This window comes from Lentzea sp. NPDC004789, from assembly GCF_053601075.1.
Genome location: NZ_JBSGBE010000004.1, coordinates 367,897 through 382,903, shown reverse-complemented (window position 1 = coordinate 382,903; position 15,007 = coordinate 367,897). Strand labels below are relative to the sequence as shown.

At 69.3% G+C, this 15,007-nt stretch carries 19 protein-coding genes; 1 reads left to right on the top strand and 18 read right to left on the bottom strand.

Annotated elements, in window-relative coordinates; genetic code table 11:
• Positions 1-229: 229 nt before the first annotated feature.
• The 14 genes from ACWEIJ_RS12300 to ACWEIJ_RS12235 all read right to left on the bottom strand — a co-directional run bounded on the left by ACWEIJ_RS12300 (position 230) and on the right by ACWEIJ_RS12235 (position 10,495).
• Positions 230-1,750: a YifB family Mg chelatase-like AAA ATPase gene (locus ACWEIJ_RS12300; protein ID WP_449837209.1), complete on the bottom strand. Its 1,521-nt coding sequence runs from the start codon at positions 1,748-1,750 to the stop codon at positions 230-232.
• Position 1,751: 1 nt separating this feature from the next.
• Entirely contained in the window at positions 1,752-2,123 is a 372-nt protein-coding gene (locus ACWEIJ_RS12295) for a YraN family protein (RefSeq protein WP_449837208.1), read from the bottom strand.
• Positions 2,124-2,277: 154 nt separating this feature from the next.
• Positions 2,278-2,601 carry a DUF2469 domain-containing protein gene (locus tag ACWEIJ_RS12290; protein WP_030468024.1) on the bottom strand — a complete coding sequence of 108 codons (324 nt, stop codon included), beginning with the start codon at positions 2,599-2,601 and terminating at the stop codon, positions 2,278-2,280.
• On the bottom strand, positions 2,601-3,392 hold the full coding sequence (locus tag ACWEIJ_RS12285; RefSeq protein ID WP_449837207.1) for a ribonuclease HII: 792 nt from the start codon (positions 3,390-3,392) through the stop codon (positions 2,601-2,603). The genes ACWEIJ_RS12290 and ACWEIJ_RS12285 overlap by 1 nt, the downstream gene beginning before the upstream one ends.
• The gene (lepB, locus tag ACWEIJ_RS12280) at positions 3,389-4,252 is read right to left on the bottom strand and encodes a signal peptidase I (RefSeq protein ID WP_449837206.1); all 864 of its coding nucleotides are present in this window, start codon (positions 4,250-4,252) and stop codon (positions 3,389-3,391) included. Before lepB (ACWEIJ_RS12280) ends, ACWEIJ_RS12285 begins: the two co-directional genes overlap by 4 nt.
• A gap of 4 nt (positions 4,253-4,256) precedes the next feature.
• A complete protein-coding gene (lepB, locus tag ACWEIJ_RS12275) occupies positions 4,257-4,997 on the bottom strand; it encodes a signal peptidase I (RefSeq protein WP_449837205.1) in 741 nt (246 codons plus the stop codon).
• Positions 4,998-5,000: 3 nt separating this feature from the next.
• Complete coding sequence (gene rplS, locus ACWEIJ_RS12270) at positions 5,001-5,360, bottom strand: 50S ribosomal protein L19 (protein WP_189256706.1); 360 nt, start codon at positions 5,358-5,360, stop codon at positions 5,001-5,003.
• Positions 5,361-5,514: 154 nt separating this feature from the next.
• Positions 5,515-6,261, bottom strand: a complete 747-nt coding sequence (trmD, locus tag ACWEIJ_RS12265; protein WP_449837204.1) for a tRNA (guanosine(37)-N1)-methyltransferase TrmD — start codon at positions 6,259-6,261, stop codon at positions 5,515-5,517.
• Positions 6,251-6,766, bottom strand: a complete 516-nt coding sequence (rimM, locus tag ACWEIJ_RS12260) for a ribosome maturation factor RimM (RefSeq protein ID WP_449837203.1) — start codon at positions 6,764-6,766, stop codon at positions 6,251-6,253. The genes trmD and rimM overlap by 11 nt, the downstream gene beginning before the upstream one ends.
• Before the next feature lie 19 nt (positions 6,767-6,785).
• Positions 6,786-7,025, bottom strand: a complete 240-nt coding sequence (locus tag ACWEIJ_RS12255) for an RNA-binding protein (RefSeq protein ID WP_030468017.1) — start codon at positions 7,023-7,025, stop codon at positions 6,786-6,788.
• On the bottom strand, positions 7,022-7,462 hold the full coding sequence (gene rpsP / locus ACWEIJ_RS12250) for a 30S ribosomal protein S16 (RefSeq protein WP_449837202.1): 441 nt from the start codon (positions 7,460-7,462) through the stop codon (positions 7,022-7,024). The genes ACWEIJ_RS12255 and rpsP overlap by 4 nt, the downstream gene beginning before the upstream one ends.
• Positions 7,463-7,587: 125 nt before the next feature.
• Positions 7,588-8,319 carry a LamB/YcsF family protein gene (locus ACWEIJ_RS12245; protein ID WP_449837201.1) on the bottom strand — a complete coding sequence of 244 codons (732 nt, stop codon included), beginning with the start codon at positions 8,317-8,319 and terminating at the stop codon, positions 7,588-7,590.
• A complete protein-coding gene (locus ACWEIJ_RS12240) occupies positions 8,319-9,095 on the bottom strand; it encodes a CPBP family intramembrane glutamic endopeptidase (protein WP_449837200.1) in 777 nt (258 codons plus the stop codon). The genes ACWEIJ_RS12245 and ACWEIJ_RS12240 overlap by 1 nt, the downstream gene beginning before the upstream one ends.
• Before the next feature lie 524 nt (positions 9,096-9,619).
• Positions 9,620-10,495 carry an RNA polymerase sigma-70 factor gene (locus tag ACWEIJ_RS12235; protein WP_449837199.1) on the bottom strand — a complete coding sequence of 292 codons (876 nt, stop codon included), beginning with the start codon at positions 10,493-10,495 and terminating at the stop codon, positions 9,620-9,622.
• A gap of 113 nt (positions 10,496-10,608) precedes the next feature.
• Here ACWEIJ_RS12235 and ACWEIJ_RS12230 point away from each other — a divergent pair, with 113 nt between their 5' ends.
• Complete coding sequence (locus ACWEIJ_RS12230) at positions 10,609-11,076, top strand: carboxymuconolactone decarboxylase family protein (RefSeq protein WP_449837198.1); 468 nt, start codon at positions 10,609-10,611, stop codon at positions 11,074-11,076.
• Here ACWEIJ_RS12230 and ACWEIJ_RS12225 read toward each other — a convergent pair.
• The 4 genes from ACWEIJ_RS12225 to ACWEIJ_RS12210 are packed head-to-tail and all read right to left on the bottom strand — an operon-like array spanning position 11,073 to position 14,864.
• Positions 11,073-12,128, bottom strand: coding sequence for an amidohydrolase family protein (locus ACWEIJ_RS12225; protein ID WP_449837342.1), 1,056 nt, complete (start codon positions 12,126-12,128; stop codon positions 11,073-11,075). The genes ACWEIJ_RS12230 and ACWEIJ_RS12225 overlap by 4 nt on opposite strands.
• A 2-nt stretch (positions 12,129-12,130) precedes the next feature.
• Entirely contained in the window at positions 12,131-13,666 is a 1,536-nt protein-coding gene (gene ffh, locus ACWEIJ_RS12220; protein WP_449837197.1) for a signal recognition particle protein, read from the bottom strand.
• Between the two features lie 26 nt (positions 13,667-13,692).
• Positions 13,693-14,307 (bottom strand): HAD family hydrolase, encoded by a 615-nt coding sequence (locus ACWEIJ_RS12215; protein ID WP_449837196.1) that lies wholly within the window; start codon positions 14,305-14,307, stop codon positions 13,693-13,695.
• A complete protein-coding gene (locus ACWEIJ_RS12210; protein WP_449837195.1) occupies positions 14,304-14,864 on the bottom strand; it encodes an AAA family ATPase in 561 nt (186 codons plus the stop codon). The genes ACWEIJ_RS12215 and ACWEIJ_RS12210 overlap by 4 nt, the downstream gene beginning before the upstream one ends.
• Positions 14,865-15,007 lie beyond the last annotated feature (143 nt).

The following is a 15,007-nucleotide window of genomic DNA, read 5'->3' as shown; positions in this document are numbered from 1 at the left end:
GGTCGGGCAGCCAGGGTCGGGCAGCCAGGGTCGGGCAGCCAGGGTCGGGCAGCCAGGGTCGGGCAGCCAGGGTCGGGCAGCCAGGGTCGGGCAGCCAGGGTCGGGCAGCCGGTGGGTGGGGCGGCCAGCGGGTAGGGCGGCCAGCGGGTAGCGCGGCCAGCAGGGTGGGGGCGGCCAGCGGGTAGCGCGGCCAGCGGGGTGGGTGGGTGGGTGGGTGGGATGGCCGGAGTTAGGTTGAGCGGCGTTCTCGGAAGCTCAGGGCTGCGGCTACGTGGTCGGGGGTTGGGCGGTCGGCTTCGGCGAGGTCGGCGAGGGTCCAGGCGACTCGTAGGCAGCGGTCGGCTCCTCGGCCTGTCAGGGCGCCGATGGCGAGGGCTCGGTCCAGCAGGGCCGTGGTTTGGCGGGGTAGGGCGAACTCTCGGCGCAGGGCCGGGCCTGGGACTTGGGCGTTTGTCGGCCAGTTGTGGCCGTGGGCGGACCAGCGGGTGGCGGCTCGGGATCTGGCTTTCAGGACTCGGGCTTTGACGGTTGCGGTGGGTTCTGGTGGGGCGGCGTCGACGTTGGTCATGGCTGTGGTGGCTCGCATTTGGACTCGGAGGTCCACGCGGTCCAGGAGCGGGCCGGAGAGGCGGGCCTGGTAGCGGCGGCGGACCGTGGCGGTGCAGATGCAGTCGATTTCCTTCGGCGGGGCGCACGGGCACGGGTTCGTGGCGAGGATCAGCTGGAAGCGGGCCGGGTAGCGGGCTATGCCGTCGCGGCGCGGGATGCGGACCTCGCCGGATTCCAGGGCCGTGCGGAGGGAGTCGATGGACTTCTGGCCGAACTCGCAGGCCTCGTCCAGGAACAGGACGCCCTTGTGGGCCCGGGAGGCGGCGCCCGGTTTGGCCATGCCGCTGCCGCCGCCTATCAGGGCCGCTATCGAGGTCGTGTGGTGGACGTCGACGAACGGTGGGTTGGAGACCAGCGGGGAGTCGGACGACAGCGTGCCCGCGACCGAGTGGACGGCGGTGACCGCCAGGGCGTCCTCGCGGGTCAGGGGTGGGAGCAGGCCCGGCAGGCGTTCGGCGAGCATCGTCTTGCCGGTGCCGGGCGGGCCCGTCAGGAGCAGGTGGTGGGCGCCTGCGGCGGCGACCTCCAGGGCCCAGCGGGCTTCTGGCTGGCCCACCACGTCGGCCAGGTCGGGGATCTCCTGCGAAGGCGGATCGGACGCCTCCTGGGGAGCCTGCAGCGTCACGTCCTCCGCGCGCAGCCACGAGAGGACTTCGGACAGGGTCAGGGCGCCGTGGACTTCCACGCCGTCCACCAGGGCCGCTTCCGGCAGGGCGGCCACCGGGACGATCGCGCTGCGCAGCCCCGCCCGACGAGCGGCCAGCAGGGCCGGGAGAACGCCGCGGACCGGGCGCACCCGGCCGTCCAGCGCCAGTTCGCCGAGCAGGACCGTGGTGGCCAGGCGGTCGGCGGGCAGCGAGCCGGCGGCGGCCAGGGTGGCGCAGGCGATGGCCAGGTCGTAGCTGCTGCCGCCCTTGGGCAGGTTGGCCGGGGACAGGCCGAGCACGATGCGCTGCTTGGGCCACTCCTCCGCGCTGTTGCGGACGGCGGCTTTGACGCGTTCCTTCGACTCGTGCAACGACGCGTCGGGAAGGCCCAGGAGATGGGTGCGGGGCTGGCCCACGCCCACGTCGGCCTCGATCTCCACCGCGAGACCGTCGACGCCGTAGAGGGCGACGGACCACGCCTGCGCCAAGCCCATGTCAGGCTCCCCGCAGGTGTTGCAGGTGCGGTTCGCCGCCTGGCGGCCAGGTGACCGAGATCAGGTCGACCCGGACCTGACACCACCCCACGCCGTGAGCGGCGAGCCAGCGCAGGGCCGTCCGGCGCAGGCGGGAGAGCTTGCCCGCGTCCACGGCCTCGTCCGGGCGGCCCCAGACGGGGCCGGACCGGGTCTTGACCTCGCAGACGACCAGGCGGTCGCCCTCCACCGCCACGACGTCGAGCTCGCCGTCGCGGCACGTCCAGTTGCGGGACAGGACCACGAGGCCCTGCCCCTCCAGGTACGTGCACGCCAGGTCCTCGCCCTGACGGCCCAGCTCCTGCTTCCTGGTCTCGACCAGTGCCTGTGCCACCACTGTCCTCGCCTCCCTGCGGGTCGTTGGGTACGACCTTGCAGGGTGGGGAGGGGTGGGCGACCGGGCTGAGGGGAATCTGTGGACAACTCGGCGGCTGTGGACAAGTCAGCCGTTGTCGATCTTGAAACGGCGGAATTGTCGGTGGGGTGTGCTATGTGGGGAACGGCCCGCTTTCCGGCAGGCGCAGGTCCGGCTTGTCCAGCTCCTCCACGTTCACGTCCTTGAACGTGATGACACGAACGTTCTTGACGAACCGAGCGGGGCGGTACATGTCCCACACCCACGCGTCCGACATGCGCACCTCGAAGTACACCTCGCCGTCGGCGTTGCGCACCTGCACGTCCACCGAGTTGGCCAGGTAGAAACGCCGTTCGGTCTCCACGACGAACGAGAACTGGCTGACGATGTCGCGGTACTCCTTGTACAGCGACAACTCCATCTCGGTCTCGTACTTCTCGAGATCCTCTGCACTCATTACGCCTCCGCGCGGGTCATCTGCTCCGCGCCCTCCCTCGTCGCGAGCTCCCCGGCGTCAACCGGGGCTGCATCATTCTGGACCACGGCGGTCGCGGTCGTGCCGCGCGCCACCCTGTGCGGCGCGGCGAGACCGTGCTTCGCAGCCGCCGCTGCCACATTTACATACGACCAGCGATGCTCCGCACACGGGCCGTGCTCCATCAACGCCGCCGTGTGGTCCGGCGTGCAGTAGCCCTTGTGCTCGTTGAAGCCGTACTGGGGATAACGCTCGTGCAGATCGGCCATGATCCGGTCCCGCGTGACCTTGGCCAGCACGGATGCCGCCGCCACGCACGCCGCCGCCTGGTCGCCCTTGATCACCGCGACACTCGGCGCGGGCATCCCGGGGACCTTGAAACCGTCCGTCAGCACGTACCCAGGATGCGTCGCCATCTGCGCAACGGCGCGCCGCATGCCCTCCAGGTTCATGACGTGGATGCCCAGCCAGTCGATCTCGGCGGGCGACACGACGACCACGGAGTGATCCACGGCACGCTTCAGCACCAGGTCGTACATCCGGTCGCGAGCCGAAGCCGTCATCAGCTTCGAGTCGTTCAGGCCCTCGAACCGCGCCGCGTCACCCGGCCGCAGCACGCACGCCGCGATCACCAACGGCCCGGCGCACGGCCCTCGTCCGGCCTCGTCCACACCGGCGACCGGACCGAGCCCGCGCCGCTCCAGCGTGCCCTGCAACGCCCAGTTCCCCGACGAGCCCCGCACGACCGCACGGGGCGGCAACAGCATGGTCATCGGCGGAATCGGTCTCGCACTCGACGTCCGAGCAGCAGAAGCGGCCACGCTGCGACGATACCCAGACCCATCGGGACGCTCTCCTGCCATCCCGGTGCACCCATCGAGACCACCTGCGGGTTGTGGTCCGTGACCCCGCCCCACCTCGACGGCGGCAGCACGATCACACGCGCCTTGCCGATCACGTCGTTCACCGGCACGAGCCCGTTGAGGCCGCCCTGGCCCTGGCAGCGCGAGTCGCACGAGTGGTTGCGGTTGTCGCCGAGCACGAACAGCATCCCGTCCGGGATCTTGATCTCCTCGAACGACTCCTGCTCGGCCGGCGTGCCCTCGTCGAAGTGCTTGTACGGCTCGTCCAGCGGCTTGCCGTTCACCGTCACGCGGTTCTGCTCGTCGCAGCACTTCACGGTCTGCCCGCCGACGGCGATCACGCGCTTGACGAAGTCCTCCTCGTTCGCCGAGGGCAGGCCGATCAGCGACCCGAGCCACGACAGCCCCTGCGAGATCGGGTTGCCCGGCTCGTTGGTGACGAAGTCGTTCTGCCAGGCGGGCGGCCCGCGGAAGACGATCACGTCGCCGGGCGACGGCTCGGTGAAGCGGTAGGTGACCTTGTCCACGAGCACGCGGTCGCCGTAGCAGTCGGTGCACCCGTGCAGAGTCGTCTCCATCGACTCCGACGGAATCATGTAGACCCGGCCGAGGAAGATCTGGATACCGATCGCGAGGCCGAACGCGACCAGGATGAGGACCGGCAGTTCCTTCCAGAAGTTGCCCTTTTTCTTCTTCTTCGCTGCTTTCTCCGAAGCGTCCGAAGTCGGCTCGTCGCTGGACGGGGTCTGCTCTGGATCGACGTCAACCACGAGATCAGCCTAGGGGCTGCGGGTTGTGATCCGACACAACACTCCACCGATCTTTCGGGAAAACGATGTACCTGGCCTTCCCGATGACGTTCTCGATCGGGATCGTGCCCGCTACGCCCCCGCCGCCCTGTTTGCGAGAATCCGTGGAGTTCATCCGGTTGTCCCCCATCACGAACAACCGCCCCTCCGGCACGAGCACAGGAGCGAACGGCTCGTGGTTCGCCGGCGTCGTGCCCGGCTGCCAGTAGAGGTACGGCTCGTCGAGCGATTTGCCGTTCACGACGAGACGGTGCTGCTCGTCGCAGCACATCACCGTCTGGCCGGGCAACGCGATGACGCGCTTGACGAAGTCACGCTCGCTCGCGGGCGCGATGCCCAGCAGCGAACCGATGTTCTGCACCGTGCGCGCAACCGGGTTCGTCGACGGCGTGGCGCGGAAGTCGTTCGTCGTCCACGCCTCGGGGCCGCGGAACACGATCACCTCGCCCGGTTCGACGTCGCTGAACCGGTAGATGAGCTTGTCGACCAGCACCCGGTCGTTCTCGCAGCCGTTGCACCCGTGCAGCGTGCGCTCCATCGACGCCGAGGGGATCACGTAGACCCGCACCACGAACGCCTGGATCAGCACCGTCAGCACGACGGCCGTCACGACGACGTAGAGGACCTGCCTCCAGACAGGAGTACGCCCCCGCTCCGGTTCGTCCGGTGCGGAGGCGTCGTCCGAGTCTTCTGGGCTCGAAGCCACCGATCAGGAGACCGGCTTGGCCTCGCGCTTCTCCTTGATCTTCGCAGCCTTGCCGCGCAGGTCGCGCAGGTAGTACAGCTTGGCGCGACGCACGTCACCGCGGGTGACGACCTCGATCTCGGAGATGTTCGGCGAGTGCACCGGGAAGGTGCGCTCGACACCGACACCGAAGGAGACCTTGCGGACGGTGAAGGTCTCGCGGATGCCGCCGCCCTGGCGACGGATCACGACGCCCTGGAACACCTGGACGCGCTCGCGCGAGCCCTCGATGACGCGGACGTGGACCTTCAGCGTGTCACCCGCGCGGAAGCTCGGGATGTCGGAGCGCAGCGACTGGGCGTCAAGTGCGTCCAGGATGTTCATCGGTGGTCCTCACGTGTGTCTGTGAACTCCCCAGAGCATGTTCCATGGCTGTGCACGACATGATGGGGGTCGGCTTGGAGCGCACGCCGGTATGACAACCGGCTGCGGCAACTGTTCCAGTGTGCCAGACCAGGCACTCCGGAATGAAATCGGGCTACTCCCCGCCCTCGCGCAGGCGCGCGAGCAGGGCTCGGTCGTGCTTGTCGAACGCTTCCGGAGGCAACGCTTCCAGCAGGTCAGGACGCCTTTCGAAGGTCCTGACGAGCGATTGGTCACGACGCCAGCGGTTGATCAGCTTGTGGTTGCCGGAACGCAGCACGTCCGGCACGGCGAGCTCACGCCACACCTCCGGCCGCGTGTAGCTCGGGCCTTCGAGCAGGCCGTCCTGGAACGAGTCCTCGGCGTGCGACTTCGGGTTGCCGAGCACTCCGGGCAGCAGCCGTGCGACCGCTTCGACGATCGCGAGCACGGCCACCTCGCCACCGACCAGCACGTAGTCGCCAATGGACACCTCGTCGACGCGCACGCGCCGTGCGGCGTCATCGACCACACGCTGGTCAATGCCCTCGTAGCGGCCGCACGCGAACACGAGATGCGATTCGCCCGCGTACTCGTGGGCGAGAGCCTGCGTGAACGGCCGTCCGGCCGGCGTCGGCACGACGAGACGCGTCGAGTCCGTGCACACGTCGTCGAGCGCCTGGCCCCAGATGTCCGGCTTCATGACCATGCCGGGACCACCGCCGTACGGGCTGTCGTCCACGGCCTTGTGCACGTCCTGGGTCCAGTCGCGCAGGTCGTGGACACCGACGCTGATCAGGCCCTTGTCGATCGCCTTCCCGAGCAACGCGGCACGCAGCGGCGCCAGGTACTCGGGGAAGATCGTGACGACGTCAATCTGCATCGAGCAGGCCCTCTGGCGGGTCGACCACGACCCGGCCGCCGCGAACGTCCACAGTGGGCACGATCTCGCGCACGAACGGCACCAGCGCCTCGCCGCGATCACGGATGATCACGAGCAGCTCGCCGCCGGGGCCGTGGACGATCTCCTTGACCGTGCCGATCTTCGTGCCGTCGACGAGTTCGGCCGTGAGCCCTTCGAGCTCGTGGTCGTAGAACTCGTCGGGGTCGTCGTTCGGCGGCAGGTCGTCGGTGCTGCCCAGCAGCAACGTGCCGCGCAACGCCTCCGCCACGTCGCGCGTACCGACTTCCTCGAAACGCACGAGCAGCCGCCCGGCATGAGGCCGGGCGGCTGACACGGTGAGGCTTCGAGACGTGCCGTCGCGCAGCTTGGCCTGCATCTTCGCCCCGATCGCGAAACGCATCTCGGGAGAGTCAGTGCGCACGTCAACGGCCAGTTCGCCGGTGATCCCGTGCGCCTTGGCCACACGGCCGACAACTACGTCCATTTGCCCTGAAAGCTCGTTCTCAGCGGTCGGTGTCGACGACGTCGACCCGCACACCACGACCGCCGATGCCGGCCATCACGGTGCGCAGAGCCGTCGCGGTGCGACCGCCACGACCGATCACCTTGCCGAGGTCGTCCGGGTGGACGTGGACCTCGAGGGTGCGGCCGCGGCGGGTCGTGACGAGGTTCACCCGGACGTCGTCCGGGTGGTCGACGATGCCGCGAACGAGGTGTTCGAGGGCGTCAGCCAACAAACTCACGCCTCGTCCTTGGTGGCCTCGTCAGCCTTGGGGGCCTCGTCGGCCTTCTTGGCCTTCTTCGCCTTGGGGGTGGTGGCCTCGGTCATCGGCTCCTCGTTCGCGGCGGCGAGCGCGGCGGCGAACAGGTCGGCCTTCGACGGCTTCGGCTCCTTGACCTTCAGCGTGCCCTCGGTGCCCGGCAGGCCCTTGAACTTCTGCCAGTCACCGGTGATCTCCAGCAGACGCTGCACCGACTCGGTCGGCTGCGCGCCGACACCCAGCCAGTACTGCGCGCGCTCGGAGTCGACCGCGATGAACGACGGCTCTTCCTTCGGGTGGTACTTGCCGATCGTCTCGATCGCCTTGCCGTCGCGACGGGTGCGCGCGTCGGCGACCACGATGCGGTAGTACGGCTGACGGATCTTGCCGAGACGCTGAAGCTTGATCTTGACGGCCACGGGCCTGGTACTCCTCAGAACTCTGTGTTGGTGGTTCGCACAGCCGCGGCCCGGGCAGAGGGGCCGACCGCGGCGGACAACCGGCAATTCTGCCAGATGGGGGCTGGTGGATCCGAATCGGGTCTCTACGCGAACGCCTTGACCGTCTTCAGCGCCTCTTTCACCGCTCGCGCGTGCTCGACCGCGCCGGGGGTGTCGCCGTGCACGCACAACGACTCCGCGCTCGTTTTGATGATCGTGCCGTCGACCGCGACGATCTCGCCGTGCTGGAGGCTCCGCGCGCGCTCGATGATCTGCGCGGTGCTCGTGAGCAGGGCATTCGGCTCGCTGCGCGGCACCAGGGTGCCCTGCGGGGTGTAACCCCGGTCGGCGAACGCCTCCTGGACCGGTCTGAGGCCCTTCTCGCTCGCCTTCTTGAGCAGCTGGGAACCCGGCAGGCCGAGAACCGGCAGGTCCTTGAAGGCCTTCGTGCCGTTGACCACGGCTTCGGCCTGCTTCTCGTGGTGCACGGTGGCGTTGTAGAGCGCGCCGTGCGGCTTCACGTAGACGACCTCGGTGCCTGCTGCTCGTGCGCACGCGTCGAGCGCACCGATCTGGTAGAGCACCTCGTCGGCGAGCTCGATCGGGTCGGCGTCGATGAACCTCCTGCCGAACCCCGCGAGGTCCCGGTAGGACACCTGGGCGCCGATCCTGACGCCGTTCCTGGCGGCCTCCTCGCACACCTTCCGCATCGTCGACGGATCGCCGGCGTGGAAGCCGCACGCGACGTTCGCGCTGGTGATGATGCTCAGGAGCGCGTTGTCGTCGCCGAGCTTCCAGATGCCGAAGCCCTCGCCGAGGTCGCTGTTCAGGTCCATCAGATGACACCGGCCGAGAGGAGGAGCAGGGACAGTCCTGGCAGGAAGTTGTTCATCACGTGCGCCACCATGCTCGCCCCGAGCCTGCGGGTGATCAGGCGGGCGACGCCGATGGGGATCGCGATCACCAGCAGCAGCCAGGTGCGCTGCGGTTCGAGGTGGCTGACCGCGAAGATCACCGTGGTCAGCACGAACGCGGCCCACCGGCTCCAGCCCTGCCGTTCGACCGCACCCCAGAGCAACCCGCGGAAGATGATCTCCTCGCAGATCGGCCCGATGAAGCTCATGTACACGAACATCGTGATGGCCGCGGCGAGGGGCAGGTTCGCGTGGCTGAAGAGCTCGCCGACGGCACTCGTGGCGTTCTCCTTGCCGACGATCTTTGCCCACACGGTCGCGGCCGCATAGGTGAAGACCAGACCCACGACCCCGATCTTGAGGCCGATGACGACGTCCGCCTTGGTGATGCTGAGCCGGAGGTCGACGACGGGCCCGTTGCCGCGGATCCAGGTGATCCCGACGGCGAGCGCGGCCGCGAGCATGATCGGCACCAGCGACCCGATCAGCACCAGCGCGGTCGAGCTCTCCAGCGTCGCGCCGTAGCTGTTGCCCACCGCCGTGATGAACACGGCACTCAGGATGAAAACGGCTTCCACCAGCAGGAACGCGCCGAATCCCCAGCGCTGGCCGACCCGCTCGGGCTCCGGGTTGCGACTGATGTCCCGCACGCTCTCGATGAAGCCGCGCTTGGGCTCCAGGGACTCCGGCTCACTCACGCTCTGCAATCTAGTCACGCCGCGGCTGCCTGCGGACGAACAGCGGACTGCGACACCTTCATGATCAGGTCACCTCGCGATCGACGGCTTCTGAAGCACCGATGCACTGTCGGTGCCTCGCGATACGCTTGGAGTGGGGACCGCGATCCCCCTTGGGGGAACCTTGCCGCCCCCGAATCCGAGGTTACTGTGCGGCACCGACGGAAACCGGGCCAAGCATCTGGCCAAAAGATGGTCAGATCGGGTCCCTGCCGGGTGTCCCTTCTCCTGGTGGACGGATCGGCGAACAAACGCTGCTACTAAACCTCAGTGAGCTGGTTGCCGGAAGGGGCCAGGGCGGTGGTGGAGCAGGGTCGCGCCGTTGCGCGGGGTGGTGGCGGGGCCAGTTCCGCGGTGTGACGGCAAAGCGGAAACAGACCGGTTCGGGACTGCGGCCTGGGCGGTGACGGCCGCGGGTCCACGAACCGATCGGGCCGACGTTGCACTGAGCTGCACCCCCAGGCAACCCGGCAGCGCAGGCGGCCTCAGCGGCGCAGCGTCGTCACCCGTCCCATGTGCGTCAGCTTCTCGGGGTTGCGCACCGCGTAGAGCCCGCTGATCATCCCGTCGTCGATCCGCACCGCGATCACCGTGTCCAGCTCGCCCTCGAACGTGAACACCAACGCCGGGTAGCCGTTGACCTGCGTCGGCTCCATCGCCCAGCCGGCCACCCTGGTCAGGCCGCCGAGCAGCATGCGCGCCACCTTCGTCGCGCCGACGACCGGGCGCGGCACGGCCTGTTTCACGCCGCCGCCGTCGCCGAGGAACACGACGTCCGGCGCGAGGAGGTCGAGCAACGCCTGCAGGTCGCCGGTTTCGGTGGCCCGCTGGAAGGCGGCGAGGGCTTCGCGGGACTCGGCCTGCGTCACCACCTCGCGCGGGCGGCGGGCGGCGACGTGGGAGCGGGCGCGGTGGGCGATCTGGCGAACGGCCGCGGGGGTTTTGTCCACTGCCGCGGCGATTTCGTCGTAGTCGAGGCCGAAGACTTCGCGCAGGACGAACACGGCGCGTTCGGTCGGGGTGAGGGTTTCCAGGACGAGCATCACGGCCATCGAGACGCTGTCCGCGAGTTCGACGTCCTCCGCGACGTCGGGGGCGGTGAGCAGCGGCTCGGGGAGCCACGAGCCGACGTAGGACTCCTTGCGGCGACCCAGGGTGCGCAGGCGGCCCAGGGACTGACGGGTCACGATGCGGACCAGGTAGGCGCGGTGGTTCTCGACGTCCGCGTGGTCCACGCCGGACCACTTCAGCCACGTCTCCTGCAGCACGTCCTCGGCGTCGGCGGCGGAGCCGAGCATCTCGTAGGCGATCGTGAAGAGCAGGTTGCGGTGGCTGACGAACGTGTCGGTAGCGGCGTCCATGGCCACAAGACACCAGTTCGCCGCGATCTGTGACAGTGGGCTGAGTCACAGTCACAAAGCCGGAAGCAGCGGCATCTCGTGGTCGTTCGAGTCAAACCACGAGGGAGAACGCCATGCGCATCGACCTGTTCGCCACCCAGACCGGCAACAAGCTCGCGAAGCGGTTCGCGGGGCTCAACACCGTGCTCCACCAGTCGCCGTTGCCGAAGACCGTCATCGAACTGGTCAGCCTGCGGGCCAGCCAGCTCAACGGGTGCGGGTTCTGCCTCGACATGCACGTCAAGGAGGCCGTCGCGGCCGGTGAGGACCCGATGCGGCTGCACCTGGTGGCCGGGTGGCGCGAGACCACCGTGTTCACCGAGGCCGAGCAGGCCGCGCTCGCGTTCGCCGAGGAGGGCACCCAGAGCGTCAGCGTCAGCGACGACACCTGGGAGAACCTGCGCAAGCACTTCGACGACGAGGAGACCGCCGCGCTGGTGTGCCTGGTCGGGCTCATCAACGCGGCCAACCGGATGGCCGTGATCACGCACCAGAAGGGCGGCTCGTACCAGGTCGGCGCGATGGCCGACTTCGAGGGCTAGTGGATCCGGCCCCTGAGCATGATCATGCGCGGCGACCGCAGGACGTCGAGGTCGAGGCGGGGGTCCTCGTCGTAGACCACGATGTCCGCGGCCGCGCCTTCCACCAGCGACGGGAAGCCGAGCCACGAACGGGCGTGCCACGACGCGGCGCCGATGGCGTCGGCCGCGCTCATGCCCACGCGGTACAGGGAGACGATCTCGTCGACGATGCGGCCGTGCCTGATGCCGCCGCCCGCGTCCGTGCCCGCGTAGACCGGTACGCCCGCCTCGATCGCCGACGCCACCGTGGTCGAGACGCGGGCGTGCAGGTCGCGCATGTGGTCGGCGTACACGGGGTACTTGCCGGCCCTGTCCGCGATGCCGGGGAACGTCTCGATGTTGATCAGCGTCGGCACCAGCGCGGTGCCCCGCTCGGCCATCAGCGCGATCGTGTCGTCGGTCAGGCCGGTGCCGTGCTCGATGCAGTCGATGCCCGCGTTGATCAGGCCGGGCAACGCGTCCTCGCCGAACACGTGGGCCGTCACGCGGGCGCCGGCGTCGTGGGCGACCTTGATCGCGGCGGCCAGCTCCTCGTCCGTCCACAGTGGAGCGAGATCGCCCACGCCGCGGTCGATCCAGTCGCCGACGAGCTTCACCCAGCCGTCGCCGTACGCGGCCTGCTCGGCCACCGCCGAGGCGAGGTCCGACTCGATCTCGACGCCGAGGTGCGGGAGGTAGCGCTTGGGCCGGGCGATGTGCCGGCCCGCGCGGATGATCCGCGGCAGGTCGAGACGTTCCTGCAACGGCGTGGTGTCGATCGGTGAACCGCAGTCGCGGATCAGCAACGTGCCCGTGTCGCGGTCGGTGATCGCCTGGTCGACGGCTTCCGGCAGCTCGACGGCGCCGTGCTCGCCCAGGCCGACGTGGCAGTGCGCGTCGACCAGGCCCGGTACCAGGAACCCGCCGTCGACGACGGTCGTGGCGCCCGGCACCGGCTGGGTGCGGACGCGGCCGTTGACGACCCACAGGTCTCGCGGTTCACCGTCCGGCAGGACGACACCGCGCAGGTGCATGGTCACTTGTCGAACTTGAACTTCGTCGGGTCGAAGCCGGGCGGCAGGTCGTTCAGGCCGCCGCCGTCGAGACCGGGAGGCAGCTGACCGGCGCCGGGCGGCAGGCCGGGCATGCCACCGGGGAACATGCCGGGGAAGCCGCCCTTGATCTTCGGCGGCGTCGGGCCGCGTCCGCCCTTGCCCTTCTTCCCCTTCTTGCCCTTGCGGTTCTTGCTGCCGCCACCGCCGCCGAAGCCCATCCGGCCGGCCATCGACGCCATCATCTTGCGGGCCTCGAAGAAGCGGTTGACCAGGTCGTTGACGTCGCTGACCTTGACGCCCGAACCGTTCGCGATGCGCAACCGGCGGGAGGCGTTGATGATCTTGGGGTCGTCGCGCTCCGCCGGGGTCATGCCGCGGATGATCGCCTGGATGCGGTCGAGGTGCTTCTCGTCCAGCATCGCGAGCTGGTCCTTCATCTGCCCGGCGCCGGGCAGCATGCCGAGCAGGTTCGCGATCGGGCCCATCTTGCGGATGGCGAGCATCTGCTCCAGGAAGTCCTCGAGCGTCAACTGGCCGGAGTGCAGCTTCTGCGCGGCCTTCTCGGCCTGCTGCTGGTCGAAGTGCTGCTCGGCCTGCTCGATCAGCGTGAGGACGTCACCCATGCCGAGGATGCGCGAGGCCATCCGGTCGGGGTGGAAGACGTCGAAGTCCTCGAGCTTCTCGCCGTTGGACGCGAAGAGGATCGGCTGGCCGGTGACCTCGCGGACCGACAGCGCGGCACCACCGCGGGCGTCGCCGTCGAGCTTGGTCAGCACCACGCCGGTGAAGCCGACGCCGTCGCGGAACGCCGTGGCCGTGTTGACCGCGTCCTGACCGACCATCGCGTCGACCACGAACAGGACCTCGTCCGGGTTGACCGCGGCCCGGATGTCGACGGCCTGCTTCATCATCTCCTCGTCGACGCCCAGCCGGCCGGCCGTGTCGACGAGGACGATGTCGTGCTGCTTCGCCTTGGCTTCCTCGACACCGCGGCGCGACACCGCGACCGGGTCGCCGACGCCGTTGCCGGGCTCGGGAGCGAACACGGGCACGCCCGCGCGCTCACCGACGACCTGGAGCTGCGTCACCGCGTTGGGGCGCTGCAGGTCGGCCGCGACGAGCAACGGCGTGTGCCCCTGCCCCTTCAGCCACTTGGCGAGCTTGCCCGCGAGCGTCGTCTTACCGGCACCCTGCAGACCCGCCAGCATGATCACCGACGGCGGGTTCTTCGCCAGGTTGAGCCGGCGCGTCTCGCCGCCGAGGACGTTGACGAGCTCCTCGTTGACGATCTTCACGACCTGCTGCGCCGGGTTCAGCGCCTGGTGGACCTCGGCGCCCTTGGCGCGTTCCTTCACCTTGGCGATGAAGCCGCGCACAACGGGCAGCGCGACGTCGGCCTCGAGCAGGGCGACCCTGATCTCGCGCGCGGTGGCGTCGATGTCGGCGTCGCTGAGCCGCCCCTTGCCGCGAAGGCCCTGGAGAACCGTGGTCAGCCGGTCGGAAAGCGTGGAGAACACGCCTCCCAGACTAGCCAACCGCGCCGTCAGCCGATCCCGTGGCTCGCCAGGGCCTCCAGCAGCACCGGCCCACGACGTCCCACCGGGGCCGTCGAGATCTGCGCGAACCTCAGCCCGGCCCTGACCGCGGCACCGTCGGCGACCGGGTCGTCGCCGACGTGGAGGCACTCGTCCGGCGCGATGTCGAGCCGCACGCAGGCCGCCTCGAACGCGCGGGCGGACGGCTTCGACACCCCGATCTCGAACGACAGCGCGAAGGCGTCCACCGCCAGGGACTCGCGCGCGAAGACGCCGCGGATGTCCCACGAGATGTTGCTGAGCACCCCGACCTTCAACGGCCGCGCGACCGACAGGGCCGCGGCCGTGTCGGGGTAGGGCAGCCAGAACGCCGGGTTGTGCAGGCGCTGGAACACCTCGTCGGTCATCGTCAGCCCCGCCAGCCGGAACAGCGTCCAGTAGGCCGACCGGTTCGCGAGCGCCGTCAGGTCCCGCGCCTCCCACACCGCGCGCTCGGCGGCGTTCATGCGGGCGATGTACGGAGCGGGAGCGCGCAGCACCGAGAGGTGCTGCGGGGACAGCCACGGGTAGGTGGGGCGCCCGAACAGGGTGCCCGCGAAGTCGAAGAGGACGGCCTTGATCACGACACCATGATGCGCAGACCACCCGACGTTCCCGCACGGGTGAGCAGCGTCACGCCGCCGAAGCCGAAGGGCACCCAGCCCGCCTCGAAGCGGGAACGCATCGAGGAACCCCGCCGGACGTGGCGTTCGAACGCGTGCACGCGGACCACGCGGCGGCGGGCTATCTGGCCGTCGAGGGCCTGGGCGGCCGAGGCGTCCAGCCACAGGAAGTGACGGGGACGCCTCGCCAGCAGTCCCGCGACCAGGAGCATGAACCGGGTGCCGGGACGGGTGGACGGCTCGTGCACGACCAGCAGGCCCCGGCTGAACAGCGCGGCCCAGAACACGCGGAGCCGATGGGCGAGGTGCACGAAGACCCGCCAGTACCGGTACGGCAGCCGCACGCGCGGCTCCAGCCACAGGCGCACCTGGTCCGAGTCGAGCATGGTGACCGGCTCGTCCGCGGCCAGGCGGCCCAGCAGCGTCGTCTTGCCCGCACCGGGGATCCCGGCGAGGACGACGAGCGAGCGTGGCCGCACTCGGACGACAGCGGTCTGCGTGTTCAACACGGCGGTCATGTCCTAGAAGACGTGTTGACCTTCCCTCTCGTTCAGTTTGGTCCGATTTATGACGAAATGCACAGCTCAGTACCGGACGACCGACGGGGGTAGAACGCCGGCCGGAGCAGCTGGTGGCGCGATTGCACGGTGCCTCCCCCGAC